The organism is Bradyrhizobium jicamae (assembly GCF_018130695.1).
Taxonomy (GTDB): domain Bacteria; phylum Pseudomonadota; class Alphaproteobacteria; order Rhizobiales; family Xanthobacteraceae; genus Bradyrhizobium; species Bradyrhizobium jicamae_B.
In genome coordinates this window covers 477,532-494,589 of record NZ_JAFCJX010000002.1, presented here as the reverse complement: position 1 = coordinate 494,589, position 17,058 = coordinate 477,532, and the positions used below count along the sequence as shown (strand labels likewise).

The following is a 17,058-nucleotide window of genomic DNA, read 5'->3' as shown; positions in this document are numbered from 1 at the left end:
CCTACACTCCGAGATATGCCTGCTTGATGGTGTCGCTCGCCGCGAGCTCTTCCGAGGTGCCGGCGGCGCGGATGGTGCCGGCTTCGAGCAGATAGGCGCGGTCGACCACGCGCAGCACCTGCTGCACGTTCTGCTCGACGATCAAGACGGTCAACCCGCTCGCGCGGATGCGCTTGACCAGCTCGAACACGTTCTGCACCACGACCGGCGCGAGGCCGGCCGAAGGCTCGTCAAGCAGCAGCAATTTCGGGTTCGACATCAGCGCGCGGCCGATCGCACACATCTGCTGCTCGCCGCCGGACATGGTGCCGGCGAGCTGGTTGCGCCGCTCCTTCATGCGCGGGAACAGGTCGAACACGAACTCCAGCCGCTCGGCATATTTGGCGCGCGCGCCCGGCATGTAGGCGCCCATCTTCAGATTGTCGTCGACGGTCAGCCGCGGAAACAGCCGGCGGTTCTCCGGCACATGGGCGATGCCGAGGCTGACGATGCGGTGTGCCGCCGTCTTCAGGACGTCGGTGCCCTCCATCGTGATCGCGCCCCTGGTCGGGCGGATCAATCCGGAGATCACCCGCATCAAGGTGGTCTTGCCGGCGCCGTTCGGGCCGATCACGCCGACGGCCTCACCGGCCTTGACCTCGAGGCTGACGTCGAACAGCGCCTGGAAGGTGCCGTAGCCTGCATCGATCGATTTCAATTCCAGCATGTCACGCCTCGATCTTGCGGCGCGCCTGCTCGGCGACGGCGGCTGCAAGGCTCGCATCGGCATCGGTGCCGAGATAGACCTCGATCACCTTGGGATCGCCGGCAACGTCGGCAGGCAGGCCTTCCGAAATCTTGACGCCGTGATCCAGCACCATGACGCGGTCGACCACGCGCATCAAGACGCCCATGATGTGCTCGACCCAGATGATGGTGATGCCGAGCTCGTCGCGGATCTTGCGCAGCATATCGGCGGCCTGGTCCATCTCCTTCTCGTCGAGCCCGCCGAGGCTTTCGTCGGCGAGCAAGAGCTTCGGCCCGGTCGCGAGCGCCTTTGCGAGCTCGAGCTTCTTCAGGCCGGCGGCGCCGAGGCCGTCGACACTGGCATCGCGCGCGGTCGGTAGCCCAACCATCGCGAGCGCGCGCTCGGCGGCTTCTTCCGCCTTGGCGCGGCTGTGGCGGCCCTGGCCGTAGTAGCCGGCGAGCGTGACGTTCTCGAAGATCGAGAGCCGGTGGAACGGCCGCGGGATCTGGAAGGTGCGGCCGATGCCGCGGTTGATGATCCGGTGCGGAGCAAGGCCTGCGATCTCGTGCCCGTCGAACAGGATCGAGCCTGCCGTCGGCGGCAGCGTGCCCGACAGCATGTTGAAGATCGTGCTTTTGCCCGAGCCGTTCGGGCCGATCAGGCCGAGGATCTCGCCCTTCTCGACCTTGAACGACACGTTGTTGACGGCGCGAAACCCGCCGAACCGCTTGACCAGGCCTTCGACGACGAGCACGACAACTCCGCTTTACTTGTAGCTGTAGGTGGTGCCGGCAGGCAGCGGCAGCACGGTCTCGCGCTGCATCTGGCTCTTCGGCCACACCACATAGGATTTGTCGTCGATATATTGCAGCACTACCGGGAACGAGCGCTCGTTCTGGCCGGCGAGTTGCGTGCCCTCGCCGTAGAACTTCACGCCGAAGCCGAGCATGGTGCCTCCTTCAGGGATGTCGGTGTCGAGCGCCGCCTTGCGCAGCGCGTCGGGATCGACCCCGCCATACTTCTTGATCGCGCGCGGCAGCACGTCGTCGAGAAACACGAAGGCATTGGAGGCGCCGATGCCGACATGGGCGGAGCGGATCGCGACGCCCGGCTTGGCCTTGTCGAACTCCTCACCGACCATCTTGATCACGGGCGGCAGCTTCTTGTCCATGCTGGCCTGGTTGGCGAGCCAGATCGAGATCGGGTCGGTGTTGAAGAGATAGTTGGCGTCGGCGCCGAGGCCCTCTTTCAGCTTCTCATAGACGCCGTAGCCCGCGCCATGGCCGACGATGGCGCCGAACTTCAGGCCCTGCTCGCGCGCCTGGCGGAATAACAACGTAATGTCCGGATTGTAGCCGGTGTGGAAGATCACGTCGGGCTTGGCGCGCTTCAGCTTGGTCACCAGCGCCGAGAGATCGGGCGCAGTCGCCGCATAGCCTTCCTTCAGCACGATGTTGAAGCCGGCCGCCTTGGCGCCCGCCTCGTTGCCCTTGGAGACGTCGACGCCATAGGCGCCGTCCTCATGGATGATGGCGACGCGCAGGTCCTTCGGCTCCTTGCCGAACTTGGCAACCGAATTCTGCGCGATGAAGTCCGTCGTCATCATGCCGTACTGGCTGCCGCTGGCCTGCGGACGAAACACGTATTTGTAGTTCTTGCCGTCGAACACGCCTGACGAAATGCAGGTCGTGATCCACATGAACTTCTTCATCTGGTCGACGCGGGCGGCCACCGGCACGCATTGCGCCGAGGAGAAGAAGCCCATCACCATGTCGACCTTTTCCTGCTCGAGCAGGCGCACGGCCTCGTTGATGGCGATATCGGGCTTGCTCTGCGCGTCGGCATAGACCGCCTCGACCTTGTAACCCTCGACGCCGGTCTTGGCGTAATGGTCGAGCATGATCTTGACGCCGGTGTATTGCAGCTCGGAGCCGCCACCGGCGAGCGGGCCGGTGAGGTCGAAGATCACGCCGATCTTGATCTTCTTGTCCTTGTTTTCCTGGGCTTCGGCATTTGCCGTCAGTCCCAGCGTCGCAAGCGCAACGGACAGCGCCGCAAACAGGCGCGCAGCCTTTTTGGCCGTCATATTCCCCCTCCCGGAGATTGTGCAGTGCGTTCTTGTTTTTAAGTCGTCTATCACATGGGCAGCGCCATCAGATGTCAAGCTAAACAAGGACGACGGCGCGACGGCGATGTCTCATCAATTCGAAGCAGTGTCGGTTTGAACAACCGGCAACCTGCCGATGACCCTCGGCGCCGGTTATTCAATCATCCGATGTTAAACATCGGATGATTGCCAGCGCAAGAGGCTGCATGCTAGGCAACGCCGGTGCCCCGGCGGACGTGGGCCATGCGAGGGAGACAGGGGTGGCCAAGCCGAAGATCGCCAGCAAGCGCGTCAAGCCCGGGCGGATCGGCAGCGTGCTTGCGACACTTGGCCGCGAGATCGCGCAGGACATCATTCCGGCGAAGACTGCGCTGCCCCCCGAACCCGACCTCGAAGCGCGCTTCGGCGTCGGCCGCGGCGTGGTGCGCGAGGCGATCAAGACGCTCGCTGCCAAGGGACTGGTGAGCGTGCGTCCGCGGCACGGCACGCACGTGCTGCCGCGTCACGAATGGAGCCTGCTGGACCGCGACGTTCTCAGCTGGCTGGTCGGCAAGGACGAGCCCGACAGGAACCTGCTGCTCGCCATCCAGGAGGTGCGCTCGATCATCGAGCCGGCGGCCGCAGCGCTCGCTGCGCAACGCGCCACAAGAAACGACCGCTGGCGCATCAATGCGGCATTGTCGGCAATGGAGACGGCAAACGACCAGGCCAGCGCGCTGGCTGCCGACAAGGCCTTTCATCTGGCGATTCTCGACGCGACGCATAACCCGGTGCTGCAGGGCTTTCGCGGCGCCATCGACACCATCCTCGGCACGGTCTTCCTCGTCGCGGTCGGCAGCGCCAACTGGTTCAAGGAAAACCTGCCCAATCACGTGGCCGCCGCGCGCGCAATCGAAAGCGGCGATGCCGAGAAGGCGCGCATCGCGATGGAGCGGGTGCTGGGCTACACGAAATTCAAGCTGTCGGCACGGCGGAAGGCCGGCACGCAACGACGATGGGATGCTGCGGACAGCGGCGCGAAGAGTTCGCGCGGCGGGAAAGCCCGTGCCGGCACGAAGCGAAAGCGCAACGCGTCCTAGCTAGGCCGTGCACCCACAAACCCGGCGGCGTCACGTGACTGTGACTAGGTCCGCTTTGCTCCTATAGCGACCAAATTCGTGCGGCAGCGCAGTATGTCGCGATGGGCCAATGGCGACATCGAAATGAATGAGGCTGACGCCCGTGGTGGCCCTACTTTGCCTGGTCCGCGGATACTAGACTTTTGTATGCAGCCATCAACAAGCCAACGCCGAACAGCAAGAATGCTCCAACGTTGAGGGCGGCTAAAAACACGAAATAGCCGGGATGGTCGTGGTAGTTGATCGCAAGTTCGCCATTGTGCGAGGCGTAGAAATTGCCCGTCGAGTACCACCGAAAAAGATTGAAACCTGAATAACAAAACAACACAAGCCCGACGATTGCAGTCTTGAGCGTAATGCGCGGAGCTTGCTTGTCGGTCATTAGATAGCGGCCCCGTTCTTTGCGAATGCTAGAAGGTCCTTCGACGAACAACCTTCCGAGCCAAAGTCGCGGCTACGAGAAACGACACGAAGCCGAAAGCAACGGCCGCCAATAAACGCTTACCGTGATCTGGCTCGTTCAACCAAACTAGCACGGCCAAGCCGAGGCAGGCCGGAACAAGACAAGCTTGTGTCGCAACATAACGCCTCCGCAATGCGAGCGGCGCACGGCTACTCCAGACAAAGTCATCGACCTGAAACTTACGAGAAATCGCGTCCGCCGGCTGAGTAGACGTCTCATCCAGCTGCACCACGACGGATTGAAATCCCCATCCGGCAACTCCTATGAATGCCAGGATCAGTATGACTAAGAGGAGCGACATTAAGGCAATACGACGGTTGTAAGCGAGGCGCTTGGTTGCATAAAGCGATTTTATCTACCTTCTGTGCGGGTAACTGCTCAATTTTGAATGAATTTTGACTGCGAGGTCCGCTTTGGGTCATTTTCGACGGTTTCAGCGGAGATTGTCGGCTGGCTGACGTCCGCTTCTACCCCGGAAGCGTCCAACTAGGGACTGCCCGGAAGCGTCGCGTCTGGCCAGTCCTGTGATTCAAACCGCGCGCTATGAGCCCGCACTCTCTAGCACGTCCGCGAAGCTCAACCCGGCAGTTGCGTCTCGATGAAGGCGGTGACGAAGTGCGGCATGGTCGCGGTGAAGTCGTCGCGCGTGCGCACCAGATGGATGCCCGCAAGCTCCGGCTCGGATTGCGCGGCGAGATTGGCTTCGAGCTTGGCGCGCAGCGTGCTGCCGGGCAGATCGACGCGCACGATCTTCATCATCGCGATCGCAGGTCCAGTCGCGACGACGTGCCAGTCGGCATCGAGCTGATAGTCGCCGGGAATGAGCCCGGTCTCCTCCTCGAGCTCGCGCACCACGCTGCCGGGAATGTCGACGGTGTCCCCCCTGATGTCGCTGAGGTCGGGCGTGCCGGAGGGAAAGTAGATGCGGCCGGCATTCACGGTGTGGCCGCCCATCACGCCGAGCGCGAAGGCGCCGTCGCTCGACAGCAGCGCGCCCATGCCAAAGCCGTTGAAGACGTCCTTGTCCGGAAAGCCCCAGTCGCGCCAGGCGAGGAAGCTGGCGAAATCGGTCTCGAAATAATTCGCGGTCAGCCGACCGCCGGAGAAGTGAGCGTCGCGGCCGATCAGCACCTGGCCGTTCCAGATCTCGGGCTTCTTGCGCTGCTCCTCGGCAAAGTACGCGTCGATCTCGGCACGCTTCGCTTCCGCAAACGGCCACGGCCGCCGCTGCACGGTGAGATCGAGCGCGGTGACGCGGTGAATGACGAGGGACTGCATTGCATTCACCGCACTTCTTGTTTGAGCATGATCTTGTCGGAAAACCGCTTCACACTTTTCCGGATCATGCTCCGGACTTACTTCGCGTTCCCGGTCGTCTTCTTGACCTGCTCGACGTATTTGTTGGTGTAGGTCTTGGTCACGTCGATATTGGCCTTGGCGACCTCGGGCGAGCCTTCGCTGAACACGGCGAGCACCGCGTCCGCGCCCTTCGGATCCATCTTGCCGGTCTCCGAATACATCGGGATCGTGTTCTTCAGCGCGGCAAGATACTGCTCCTTGTTGGAGCCGACGATCTCATCCGGCATCTTGGCCATGATCTCCTCGGCCGAATGCGCGTGGATCCAGTTCAGCGTCGCCACGATCGCGTTGGTCAGCGCCTGCACCTCCTTCTCGTGGCCCTTGACCCAGGCCGCGGTGGAATAGAGGGCGCCGCCCGGATATTCGCCGCCGAACACGGCGAGCGTGTCCTTCTGCGTGCGGGTGTCGCTCAGGATCTTCAGGTCGGCGTATTTGGCCTGCAGCACCGTGACGGAGGGGTCGAGCATCACGGCGGCATCGATCTGGCCCTGCTCCATCGCGGCGACCGCGGTGGCGCCGAGGCCGACGCCGATCACCGCGGCGCTGGTCGGATCGAGCCCGTTCTTCTTCAGCATGTATTTCAGGAAGAAGTCGGTCGAGGAACCGGGCGCGCTGACGCCGACCTTCTTGCCGGCAAGATCCTTGATCGACTTGATCTCCGCGGTGTGCTTCGGCGAGACCACCAGCACGAGCCCGGGATAGCGGTCATAGACCACGAAGGACTGCAGCTCCTGCTTCTTGGCCGCGAGATTGACGCAGTGGTCGAAATAGCCGGAGACGACATCGGCGCTGCCGCCGAGCACGGCCTTGAGCGCGTCCGAGCCGCCCTTGAGGTCGACCAGTTCGACCGCCAGCCCCGCCTTCTCATATTCGCCGAGCTGTTTGGCCAGGACCGTCGGCAGATAGCACAGGCAGGCGCCGCCGCCGACCGCGACCGTGATCTTGCTTTGCGCCGCGGCCAGGCCCGCGCTCATCAGAAGCGCAATCGCCGCTCCCGCCAACCTGCCAATCATCTTGTTCATTGGTTTCCTCCATCTGATTGGCCGGCAACATAATGCAGTGCAGTAGGCTTGAGAAGGCGACTTTGGTGCCAGAAGGAATGGCTGCCATGTGCGGCGCGGACGGTTTATTCCGCTTGGCTTTCGCGATCTTTTCGTCGCACCGGCCGCCGCCTTGCTGGCCAATGATGACGGCGCGGCATAGCATTGCCGCCACAAGAAACGTTCCAAGGGGAGGTCTTCCATGAACCGTATCGCCACCACGCTCTCGCTCACCGCCGCCTTTGCCGCCGGCTGCGCCGTGACCCATGTCCTGCGGCCCGCGCTCGCCGCCGAAAACATCACCGCGCAGATCATCCACACCGGCGAGATGCAGGGCGATGCGCTCGGCAACGCCAACAATGTGGGTTTCCGCTCCAAAATGTTCGTCGCCGCCGACGGCGCCACCGTCTCGATCCAGGACGGCAATGTGCCGAAACACCTGCATCCCAACACCAACGAGCTGCAATACATCCTCGAAGGCACCGGCACGATCTGGCTCGGTGACAAGGAAGTCACCGTGAAGCCCGGCGACCTCGTAGTGATCCCGAAGGGCACGCCGCATGGCGGCAGCAAGCCGAATGGCCGCGCGCTGAAGGCGATCGCAATCAAGACGCCGCCGCAGGCGCCTGACGATACCAAGCTGCTGGATTGAGGAGACTGCGTAGCTGCGTAGGGTGGGCAAAGGCGCGCAAGCGCCGTGCCCACCATTCACGGCGTGCTCGTGATGGTGGGCACGCTTCCGCCTTCGCTCTTCGAGCTACGGCGGACAAGACGCTTTGCCCACCCTACGGGAGCTGCGCAAGACGACGATCGCTGCGGCCATCACCTCCAGCCCGATCGCGAGCAACAACGCCGCGCCATAGTCACCGCTCCGGCCACGCACGAGCCCGATCAATCCCGGACCGAACGCACCGATCGTCCCGCTGATCGCGGTGAAGAGGCCCATCACCACCGTAAAATGTTGCGCCTCGAATTCGCGGTGAATGATCAGCGGCGGCAGCGTGATCAGATTGCCGACGGAGAAGCCGAACACGGCGGACGCCAGCAGCACGAGATGGACATCGTCGGTCAGCCGGATCGTCGCGAGCGCGATCGCCTGACTGATCAGCGAGACGGCGGCCGCGAGCCGCGGATCGAGGCGGTCGGCGACCACGCCGAGCGAGAGACGCCCAACGACCGCCATCGCCGTCATGGCGCTGACGGCGAGCCCTGCCCTGACCGCGCCGATCTTCGGCTCCAGCATCGCGATCTGGTGCACGATGAAGCCGACCTGGGCCGTGATGCCGAACGCGAAGGGAAGCGCGATGGTCCAGAACGCCGGCCGGCGCATCACCTCGGCGCGGGAGATGCCGCTGGTGGGCGCTGGCGAGGATGGATTTGCAGTCCTCGCGGCCGCTTCCGGCGGCGGAGCGATCCAGGCGAGCGTGGCTGGAACGAGAATCATCAGCATGACCGCGCTCGCAATCAGCATCGCGGTCTGGAATCCGACATGGCCGACCAGCAGCACCAGCGCCGGCGTCACGATGACGCCGCCCGAGCTGGCGCCGAGAAACGCCAGGCTGATCGCAAGCCCGCGGCGCTGCACGAACCACGCGCCGACCACCGCGGAAATGACCACCGTGCCCATGCCGACCCAGCCGAGCGACATCAGCGCGAACGCTAGATAGAGCGCCCACGGCGCGGGTGCGAAGGCGAGCAGCACCATCGAAATCGCGAGGCACGCGATGCCCGCCAGCGCCAGCCGCTTCAGGCCGAGCCGCCGCACGATCTCGTCGGTGAAGATGACGACGACATTGCCGATCAGGAGCGACAGTGTGCTTGCTCCTGAGATCAGCGAGGCCGGCCAGCCGTTCAGCCGCTGCAGCTCGACGAGATAAACGCCCTGCCCGTACAGCGCAAAGCCGAAGATCGACAGCGCCAGCAGGAAGCAGGCCAGCACGACCCGCCAGCCGGCGTAGCGCGGTGACGTCTCGTCGTGCATGTGCTGGCCCCGGTCCCCAGCGCGCTCGCCTGCGCAGCGGAGATGTCATGCACGCGCGTTTGGCGCAAGGCGAGTCACGAATGATGGAGTGAGTGTTACACAACGCTCTTGCCACCGTCATTGCGAGCGAAGCGAAGCGACGACGCAATCCATCGCGCCGCATATGCCGAAGCGCCGCATATGCCGAAAGATGGATTGCTTCGCTTCGCTCGCAATGACGGAGTTGTTGCCTTACCGGCCCAAAATCATCCGCGCTGTCGCCAGACCGTTGTCCAGCGCAGCTTCGACCGTCCCCATGTCCGGCCCGCTGTAAAGGGCCTCGCCGGCAAAGAAGATCGTCCCATCGCCGGGTTCGCGGAGCCGCGCTTGCGCAGCGCGCGTCGCAGGGGTCGCGTAGGAATAGGCGCCGCGCGCGAAGGGATCGTGGGCCCAGTTGATGGCGCGACCGTTGATCATCTGATCGGCCAATTGCTGACGGCCGAGGCGGAATATCTTCGCCAGCGAATCGAGCCCGACGTCGATCAGCTCGCGCTCACCGAGATGATCCATCTGAGCCGTCTTCGGTCCACCGAACCAGCCCGTGAGCACGGCCTGCGGATTCGGATACTGCGTCCACCACACCGGAATCGCTTCGCTCGAGATCACGAAGGTCAGATCGTCGGCCTTCTTCTCGCGCCACCACTGGTTACGGAAGCGCAGCAGGATCTTGATGACGTTGCCGAAGCCGATGTCGTTGACCGCGTCAGCTCTCGCGCGCGCCGCCGGCGGCAGGGTGATGTCGCCGAGCAGCGCAATCGGAACCGTCAGCACCGTTCGCGCGCATGGATGAGAGGTGCCATCGGCGCAACGAACCACGATCTTGCCGTCGACGATCTCGATGGCCTTCACTATCGCACCGAAGTGGATGTCGACGCCATGGTCGCGGCAGTCCTTCGCGAGATAGGCGATCAGCCCGCCATAGCCGCCAACGAGCCGCCCCTGGTTGGCCCGGCCGCCATCCATCCATTCCTCGCGCAGCGCCATGACGCTGATCCGTTTTGGATCGGCGGCATCATAGCCCTCGACCATCCGCTCGACCGAGCGGCGCAGCTGCGCGTATTTCGGATCGGAGAAATGCGCCTGCAGGAACTCGGCGAGCGGGCGATCCTCCTTCAATCCGCTGAGTGCCTGATGCAGTTCGGCCTCGTAGGCGTTCTGCTCGCGTGGCGCGAATTGTCCATCCTCGATCGTCCATGACGACCCCTGCAACGGCAGCGTCTTGAGGCCCGCCTCGCTCAGCAGGCTGCGGGTGACGGGCGCTTCGCCATGGATGAATTCCGCGCCGCCCTCCGCCGGATACCCGAACTCCGTCGCCGGCAGCGGGTCGATGCGCCCGCCACACCGGTCGCGCGCCTCCAGGATGGTCACTTTTCGGCCCGCGCGGGCAAGCTCGCGCGCGGCCATCAACCCGGCGGGACCGGCGCCGACGACGATGATGCGATCGGAATTCGGTTTGGTCATTCGCGCAGCCGTCTACGCTGCATCGTTCTGGATCAGATAGTGCAGCAACAATGCGCCTCCACCGAGATCCCTGCTGCTCTGCAGCGCCATCGCCTTGAGTGGCGCACGCTTGTCGGTATCCGCCTCGGCGGAATCGAACACATGGGGCGCGCCCTTGGCGCCATCGATCGCAGGACAGAGGATGAGATAGAGCTCGTCGATCAGCCCGGCGCGCAGGAAATTGCCGTTGGCGATGCCGCCGCCTTCGACCAGCAGGCGCTTGATGCCGAGCTCGCGGTTGAGGATGTCAAGCGTCAGCGCGAGATCGAGCTCCGACTTGCCGGCAAAGATGTAGGAGATGCCTTCGCTGCGCAGGCCGGCCAGATGCGCGTCCGATACGGCTTCCGTCAGCACGACGACGATGGGATCGCCACCGATATCCGAGCGGCCCCAGACGATCTTGCCCTGCGCATCCAGCACCACGCCGAACGCCTTGGCCTCGCGCCGCGCGAACCACGGTTTTCGCGGGAATGTCTCGGCGGTGGATGCCGGGTAGGACGTGCCTTTCGCAAACTCCTGCCCGGTCACGCGCCCGACCAGCCAGGCATCGCCGGCGATCTCGTCATGCACCTGCTCAAACAAATTGCCGGAGTTTTTCGGCCGCCAGCGGCTCGGCCATGTCCGGCCATCGAGACTGGACGCCATCAGGCAGGCGACGTGGGGTTTCATGAAGACCTCTTATTCTTGTGTACGATCGATCAAGTTCCGAAGACATGTAGGGTGGGCAAAGGCGCGCCAGCGCCGTGCCCACCATTCACGCCCTGCTCGCGAAGGTGGGCACGCTTGCGCTTTGCCCACCCTACAATTAGTCCCGCACGACCGCGGTCGGCCGCCAGACCAGCAGCCGCTTCTCGACCACCGTGACGCCCATGTCGATCAGGATGACGAACGCCGACAGCACGAACATGCCGGCGAACACGCCGGCGACGTCGAACACGCCTTCGGCCTGCTGGATCAGATAGCCGAGGCCTGCCGCCGAGCCGAGATATTCGCCGACGACGGCGCCGACCACGGCAAAGCCGACGGACGTGTGCAGCGAGGAGAACATCCAGGACAGCGCCGACGGCCAGTAGACGTGGCGCATCAATTGCCGCTCGCTCATGCCGAGCATGCGGCCGTTGTCGAGCACCGTCGTGCTCACTTCCTTGACGCCCTGGTAGACGTTGAAGAACACGATGAAGAACACCAGCGTGACGCCGAGCGCGACCTTGGACCAGACGCCGAGCCCGAACCACAGTGCGAAGATCGGCGCCAGCACGACGCGCGGCAGCGCGTTGACCATCTTCACATAGGGATCGAACACCGCGGCGACGCGCGGCTGCCGCGCGAACCAGAAGCCGACCAGGATGCCGGCAGCCGAGCCGATCACGAAGGCGAGGATCGACTCCCACAGCGTGATCATCAGGTGCTTCCAGATCACGCCGGTGGAGAACCATTTGACGATCTGGGCGAACACGTCGACTGGATTGGAGAAGAAGAACGGCGGCAGCAGGACCTTGCCGAACACCTCCACGCTCGAGAAGAACTGCCACAGCGCCAGCGTGACGACGGCGACCAGCACCTGCAGCGACAACAGCGTGACGCGCGACATCAGGCAGCCCCCGCTTGCGTCGACTGGGCGTAGCCCTTCATCACCTCGTCCTTCAGCACGCTCCAGATCTCCTTGTGCAGGGCGTGAAAATCCTTCTCCATCCGGATCTCGGAAATGTCGCGCGGCCGCGGCAGCGAGACGCGCCAGTCGCCGATGATGCGCGCGCCGGGCCCGGCCGACATGATCACCACACGGTCGGCCAGCGCGATCGCCTCTTCCAGGTCGTGGGTGACGAACAGCACCGCCTTGCGGTCGGCGCTCCACAGCTCCAGCAGCAGATTGCCCATGATCTGCCGGGTCTGCGCATCGAGCGGGCCGAACGGCTCGTCCATCAGCAGGATCTTTGGATCGCGGATCAAGACCTGCGCAAGACCGACGCGCTTGCGCTGGCCGCCGGAGAGCATGTGCGGATAGCGGTTGGCGAAGGCGCCGAGCCCCACTGACGTGAGCCAGGTCTGCGCGCGCTTCAGCGCCTCGTCGGGCGGCGTGCCGCGGATCTCGAGCCCGATCGCGACATTGTCGATTGCGGTCTTCCAGGGAAACAGCGCATCGGCCTGGAAGAGATAGCCGGCATCGCGGTTCAGCCCTGACAGCGGCTTGTCGAAGATCCGCACCGCGCCTCCTGCCGGCTTCAACAGCCCGGCCGCGACATTGAGCAGTGTCGATTTTCCGCAGCCAGTCGGCCCGACAATGGCGACGAACTCGCCATGCGCGACCGTCAGATTGGCCTTCTCGACCGCGGTGTAGACCCGCCCGTCCGCCACGCGAAAAGCCACCGTCGCATCTTGCAGCGCGACCGCGTTTGGCGTTGCCGTATCCACCTGCGCATTCCTCCCGGTTTGAGGGATGGCTTAGCTGAGACGGACGGCAAGTTCAACGCGGCACGGTCGGCGGCCGCAGCATCTCACTATCGCCTGCTGGACTTATTATGGAATGGACAGGCGTCGGGCAGACGATAGGCTTGAGGCGGTTCACGCACGCGCTGGAGAGGCGATGGAAGTCGGAGAGAAAACGGCCGGTATCCTGCTGTCGGAGACCGACGACGTCATCCCGCGCCAGGCGAGCCTGATCGAGCGGCTGCCTGAGGAGGCGCGCGAGCGGATCAAGGCGTTCGGCCGCAGCCGGACCTACCAGCGCGGCGAAACCATTCTGAGCCAGGGCGCGCCGCATGACGGCATCTTCCTGCTCGACAGCGGCTTGATCCGCAGCTTCTACACCGCGCCGAGCGGACGCGAGATCACGCTGGCCTACTGGCTACCGGGCAATTTCGTCGGCGGCCCCGACATCTTCTCAGGCGGCGTTCACATGTGGTCGGCGGTGGCGGCCAAGCAGAGCGAGGTGACGCATTTGCCCGGCGCGGGCCTCCGCGAGCTGGCGCGCGAGGTGCCGGATTTTGCGCTCGCCATCATCGACGCGCTGTCGTTCAAGGCGCGCTGCTACTCGTCGCTGGCGCAGATGCTCGGCACGCGCTCGATGTCGCAGCGCCTCGCCCATGTGCTGCTGCATCTCGCACAGACCTACGGCTTCGACGAGGACGAGAAGGGCGGCGGAACCCTGATCGCGGCGGCCTTCACCCACGCCGAGATCGCGAGCCTGATCGGCGCGACGCGGCAGTGGGTGACGATCAGCCTCAACCGCCTGCAGGATGCCGGCGTGCTCCGCCAGAAGCGCGGCCTGCTGGTGATCAAGCGGCCGGATCTGCTGTCGGCGCAGCTTGCGGCCGATGCGGAATGACACGCGCGACAAAGCATCATGGCGAGGTTGTCCGTGCGTAACGAAGCCGCGTTTATCAGGCGACTGAAATTATCTGACAGACGTTTCGCCGGACGTTTTCTCAAGGAATCACAGAGCGATAGCTAGCTCGCCGGCGACTAAGGGCGCTTGCGACGTCGATGGCACATGGCTTGCTGTTCTCTATGGCGCATAGCCGGAGTGATCATGCAACAAACGCTGGACACAATTGAACGCGATGGGCTTACCGACCTTGAACGTCGCGTGCTCGATGGCATCACCGAGCAGGCCTGGCTCGATCTGACCTGCGAGCTGGTTCCGGCCGGCCAGCCCGAGGCGGAAAATCCGCTCGACCCGGACGAGCCGCCGGCGCGCGAGGAAGGCGCTGCGCTCTGCATCGCGGACAAACTCAGGGATATGGGCTTTGCCGTCACCATGCCGATCAAGCGCGAGGGACGGCCGAACGTCGTCGGCATCCTCGAAGGCAACGGCAGCGGCCCGTCGCTGATCCTCAACGACCATCTCGACACCTATCCGGCGGGCGACTGGAGCAAATGGACGATGACCGGCGGCCATCCGTTCCGTCCGACCCGCCATGGCGACAGGCTCTACGCCCGCGGCACCTCGGACACGCGCGGCAACCTCGCCTGCACGCTGCTGGCGGTGCGCGCCATTCGTGAAGCCGGCATCGCGCTGCAGGGTACGCTGAAATGCGTCTACACCGCCGACGAGGAGAAGAACGGGCCCGATGGCTCGATCTTCCTGCTCGACGAATGCGGGCTCGACGCCGACTACACCATCGTCTGCGAGCCGACCGGCTGGACCAGACCGGACGGCCGCTCCGGCATGGGCATCGCGGTCGCCAATGGCGGCAATTTCCTGGTGCAGATCGAGACGCAGGGCATCAAGAGTCATCTGTGGCGGCCCGACACCGGCGTCAATGCGGTGGCCAAGATGGCGAAGCTCTTGACCGCGTTCGAGACCATGACGTTCGAGCACGTGCCGGCACGGCGCGCCGGCGGCACGCCGCCGATGGTCGCGATCATCCGCGTCCAGGGCGGCGTCAGGCGCGAGATGCAGTTCACGCCCGATGTCGCGCACGCCGTGCTCGCGGTGGTCGGCATCCTGCCGGGCATGACACCTGACAGCGTGATGGCCGACATCAACAAGGTGATCGAGCTGCAGACCGCGCTCGATCCCGACCTCAAGGCAACCGCCCGCCCCTATCCCGGCGCGCTGTTCGTCGACGGCACGATCGAACAGGACGAAAGCGCAAATCCTTCGGCAGCGCTGAGCCGCGCCTATCAGCGCATCCTCGGCGAGGCGCCGGCGTTCTATCGCAAGAACGCCTTCAACGACACGATCCGCTTTGCCGAGCGCGGCCATGCCGCGGTGACCTTCGGCCCCGGTGAGGACGGCTGGCCGCCGATCAACGAGTACATCCAGATCGGCAAATCGGTGGCGGCGACGAAAATCCTCGCGCTGACCGTGCTCGACCTGCTCGGGGTCGCCGCATGACGCGCCCTCTCACCCAATTCTCGATCACAAGGAGACGATCAATGCGTAACCTGTTTCGTTGGATCGCATTCGCGATCAGCCTCGCCGCCACCCCGCTGGCACATGCCGAGGGCGGCAAGCCGATCAAGATCGGTTTCCAGACCGGCGAGATCAATGTGATCCTGTCCTATGCACTCGCGACCGGGATGTTCGAAAAGGCCGGCCTCGATGTGAAGACCGCGCAATTTCCGGCCGGCCCCGCGATGCTGCCGGCGCTCGCGGCCTCCGAAGTCGACCTCACCTGGATGGGCGAATTCCCCGCCGTCACCGGCTACTCGAACGGGCTGCCGATCGAGATACTCTTCATGGAGCGGATCGATGCGACCAACGTCCGGCTCGCGGCCAATCCGCAGGCCGGCATCAACGGCCTGCCCGATCTGAAGGGCAAACGCATCGGCGTTGCGATCGGCTCGACCAGCCACTTCCACACCCTGCAGGCGCTGGCGAAAGCCAATCTCAAAGCCTCCGACGTCACGCTGGTCAACCTGACGCCGGCCAACATGCCGCCGGCCTATCAGGCCGGCCAGATCGATGCGGCGTTCGTCTGGGAGCCGAATGTCGGTGCGATCGAACGCGCCGGCGCCAAGCCGATCGCGACGACGAAAAGCCTCGGCATGATCACCGGCGGCGTCTGGGTGGCGCGCAAGGCGTTCACCTCGGGCAGCCCCGAGACCGTGCACACCTTCCTGAAAGTGTGGGAGCAGGCGCAGGCCGACTACAAGGCGAAGCCCGCGGAGGTCCGGCAGTATGAGGCGAAGCGCGTCAACATGACCCCGGCGGATTTCGACAAGCTCGTCGAAGGCCAGAGCGTCGCCCATCCGAGCTTTGCGGAGATCCTGACCGCCGACTTCATGGGCCCGCCCGGCGCGGAGGCGGATTCGCGGCTCGGCAAGCATCTGCAGCGGATCGCAGCCTTCCTGCTGGAGGAGAAGCGGATCCAGGCGGTTCCGACCGACTGGAGCGGGCTTCTCAATACCAAGCCCCTTCAGGCATATTTGGCGAGCCAGAAATGAGCGCACGCGTCAGAGCCTTGAGCCTCGCACCCGATCCCGAGCCAACTGAACCTGCGGCCGCGCGCGCCGCGGCGAAGCCGATGCTCAAATTCGAGAAGGTCGGCTTCGACTATGACGAGCGCACCATCCTGCGCGACGTCAGCTTCGCGATCCGCCCCGGCGAGCTCGTGGCGCTGCTCGGTCCGTCCGGTTGCGGCAAGACCACGATCCTCAATCTCGCCGCGGGCTTCATCCGCGCGACCGACGGCGTGGCGTTTGTCGACGACCAGGAGATCACCGGCCCCGGTCCCGATCGCGGTGTCGTGTTCCAGGCGGCGGCGCTGTTCGACTGGATGACGGTCGCCGACAACATCTCCTTCAGCCTGCGCTGCGCCGGCAAGGGCGCGAAGGAGCGCCGGCAGGTCGCCGAGGACATGGCGGCGCTGGTTGGTCTCTCCGGCGTCGAGGATCTCTATCCCTATCAGCTCTCCGGTGGCATGCGGCAGCGGGTCGGGCTGGCGCGCGTGCTCGCGGCGAAGCCGAAGGTGATGCTGATGGATGAACCTTTTTCTGCACTCGACGTGCAGACCCGCGAGGTGCTGCAGGAAGAGGTCTTACGGATTCGCGACCGCACCGGCTGCACCATCCTGTTCGTCACCCACAGCATCGACGAAGCGGTGTTCCTCGGCGACCGCATTTTCCTGCTGACCGATCTCAAGCAGGGACAGTTCGACGAATTCCAGGTCGAGCTGCCCTCTCCGCGCGCCAATGGCGACAACCGGCTCGATGCCAGCTTCATCAAGCTGCGCGAGACGATCTACCGCAAGATGCGTCACTGACTTTGCGAGGCCTC

At 64.4% G+C, this 17,058-nt stretch carries 17 protein-coding genes; 6 read left to right on the top strand and 11 right to left on the bottom strand.

Going from position 1 to position 17,058, the window contains the following annotated elements; all coding sequences use genetic code 11:
* Position 1: 1 nt before the first annotated feature.
* Genes JQ604_RS05090 through JQ604_RS05080 form a run of 3 tightly spaced genes read right to left on the bottom strand, consistent with a single transcriptional unit; the run spans position 2 to position 2,813 of the window.
* Positions 2–706, bottom strand: coding sequence for an ABC transporter ATP-binding protein (locus JQ604_RS05090; protein WP_212353823.1), 705 nt, complete (start codon positions 704–706; stop codon positions 2–4).
* Position 707: 1 nt separating this feature from the next.
* On the bottom strand, positions 708–1,481 hold the full coding sequence (locus JQ604_RS05085; RefSeq protein ID WP_212353821.1) for an ABC transporter ATP-binding protein: 774 nt from the start codon (positions 1,479–1,481) through the stop codon (positions 708–710).
* A gap of 12 nt (positions 1,482–1,493) precedes the next feature.
* Positions 1,494–2,813, bottom strand: a complete 1,320-nt coding sequence (locus JQ604_RS05080) for an ABC transporter substrate-binding protein (protein ID WP_212353819.1) — start codon at positions 2,811–2,813, stop codon at positions 1,494–1,496.
* A gap of 281 nt (positions 2,814–3,094) precedes the next feature.
* Here JQ604_RS05080 and JQ604_RS05075 point away from each other — a divergent pair, with 281 nt between their 5' ends.
* The gene (locus JQ604_RS05075) at positions 3,095–3,913 is read left to right on the top strand and encodes a FadR/GntR family transcriptional regulator (protein ID WP_349631051.1); all 819 of its coding nucleotides are present in this window, start codon (positions 3,095–3,097) and stop codon (positions 3,911–3,913) included.
* Positions 3,914–4,064: 151 nt separating this feature from the next.
* On the opposite strand, the gene JQ604_RS05070 is transcribed toward JQ604_RS05075, so the two are convergent.
* From JQ604_RS05070 to JQ604_RS05060, 3 genes are all read right to left on the bottom strand, one after another.
* Complete coding sequence (locus tag JQ604_RS05070; protein ID WP_212353815.1) at positions 4,065–4,334, bottom strand: hypothetical protein; 270 nt, start codon at positions 4,332–4,334, stop codon at positions 4,065–4,067.
* A gap of 657 nt (positions 4,335–4,991) precedes the next feature.
* Positions 4,992–5,693: an NUDIX hydrolase gene (locus JQ604_RS05065; RefSeq protein ID WP_212353813.1), complete on the bottom strand. Its 702-nt coding sequence runs from the start codon at positions 5,691–5,693 to the stop codon at positions 4,992–4,994.
* A 77-nt stretch (positions 5,694–5,770) separates the two neighbouring features.
* Positions 5,771–6,796, bottom strand: coding sequence for an ABC transporter substrate-binding protein (locus JQ604_RS05060; protein WP_212353811.1), 1,026 nt, complete (start codon positions 6,794–6,796; stop codon positions 5,771–5,773).
* Between the two features lie 220 nt (positions 6,797–7,016).
* Between JQ604_RS05060 and JQ604_RS05055 the strand changes: the two genes are divergently transcribed.
* Positions 7,017–7,466, top strand: a complete 450-nt coding sequence (locus JQ604_RS05055; RefSeq protein WP_212353808.1) for a cupin domain-containing protein — start codon at positions 7,017–7,019, stop codon at positions 7,464–7,466.
* Positions 7,467–7,571: 105 nt separating this feature from the next.
* Here JQ604_RS05055 and JQ604_RS05050 read toward each other — a convergent pair whose 3' ends face one another.
* The 5 genes from JQ604_RS05050 to JQ604_RS05030 all read right to left on the bottom strand — a co-directional run bounded on the left by JQ604_RS05050 (position 7,572) and on the right by JQ604_RS05030 (position 12,746).
* The gene (locus JQ604_RS05050; RefSeq protein ID WP_212353806.1) at positions 7,572–8,795 is read right to left on the bottom strand and encodes an MFS transporter; all 1,224 of its coding nucleotides are present in this window, start codon (positions 8,793–8,795) and stop codon (positions 7,572–7,574) included.
* 231 nt (positions 8,796–9,026) lie between these two features.
* Entirely contained in the window at positions 9,027–10,295 is a 1,269-nt protein-coding gene (locus tag JQ604_RS05045) for a flavin monoamine oxidase family protein (protein WP_212353804.1), read from the bottom strand.
* Positions 10,296–10,307: 12 nt separating this feature from the next.
* Positions 10,308–11,003 (bottom strand): RibD family protein, encoded by a 696-nt coding sequence (locus JQ604_RS05040; RefSeq protein ID WP_212353802.1) that lies wholly within the window; start codon positions 11,001–11,003, stop codon positions 10,308–10,310.
* Positions 11,004–11,139: 136 nt separating this feature from the next.
* On the bottom strand, positions 11,140–11,925 hold the full coding sequence (locus JQ604_RS05035) for an ABC transporter permease (RefSeq protein WP_212353800.1): 786 nt from the start codon (positions 11,923–11,925) through the stop codon (positions 11,140–11,142).
* Entirely contained in the window at positions 11,925–12,746 is an 822-nt protein-coding gene (locus JQ604_RS05030; protein WP_212353798.1) for an ABC transporter ATP-binding protein, read from the bottom strand. The genes JQ604_RS05035 and JQ604_RS05030 overlap by 1 nt, the downstream gene beginning before the upstream one ends.
* A 172-nt stretch (positions 12,747–12,918) precedes the next feature.
* Between JQ604_RS05030 and JQ604_RS05025 the strand changes: the two genes are divergently transcribed.
* The 4 genes from JQ604_RS05025 to JQ604_RS05010 all read left to right on the top strand — a co-directional run bounded on the left by JQ604_RS05025 (position 12,919) and on the right by JQ604_RS05010 (position 17,044).
* On the top strand, positions 12,919–13,659 hold the full coding sequence (locus JQ604_RS05025; RefSeq protein WP_212353796.1) for a Crp/Fnr family transcriptional regulator: 741 nt from the start codon (positions 12,919–12,921) through the stop codon (positions 13,657–13,659).
* 204 nt (positions 13,660–13,863) lie between these two features.
* Complete coding sequence (locus JQ604_RS05020; protein ID WP_212353794.1) at positions 13,864–15,174, top strand: M20 family metallopeptidase; 1,311 nt, start codon at positions 13,864–13,866, stop codon at positions 15,172–15,174.
* Between the two features lie 41 nt (positions 15,175–15,215).
* Positions 15,216–16,226 carry a taurine ABC transporter substrate-binding protein gene (locus tag JQ604_RS05015; protein WP_212353793.1) on the top strand — a complete coding sequence of 337 codons (1,011 nt, stop codon included), beginning with the start codon at positions 15,216–15,218 and terminating at the stop codon, positions 16,224–16,226.
* Positions 16,223–17,044, top strand: coding sequence for an ABC transporter ATP-binding protein (locus JQ604_RS05010; protein WP_212353791.1), 822 nt, complete (start codon positions 16,223–16,225; stop codon positions 17,042–17,044). The genes JQ604_RS05015 and JQ604_RS05010 overlap by 4 nt, the downstream gene beginning before the upstream one ends.
* Positions 17,045–17,058: the final 14 nt, after the last annotated feature.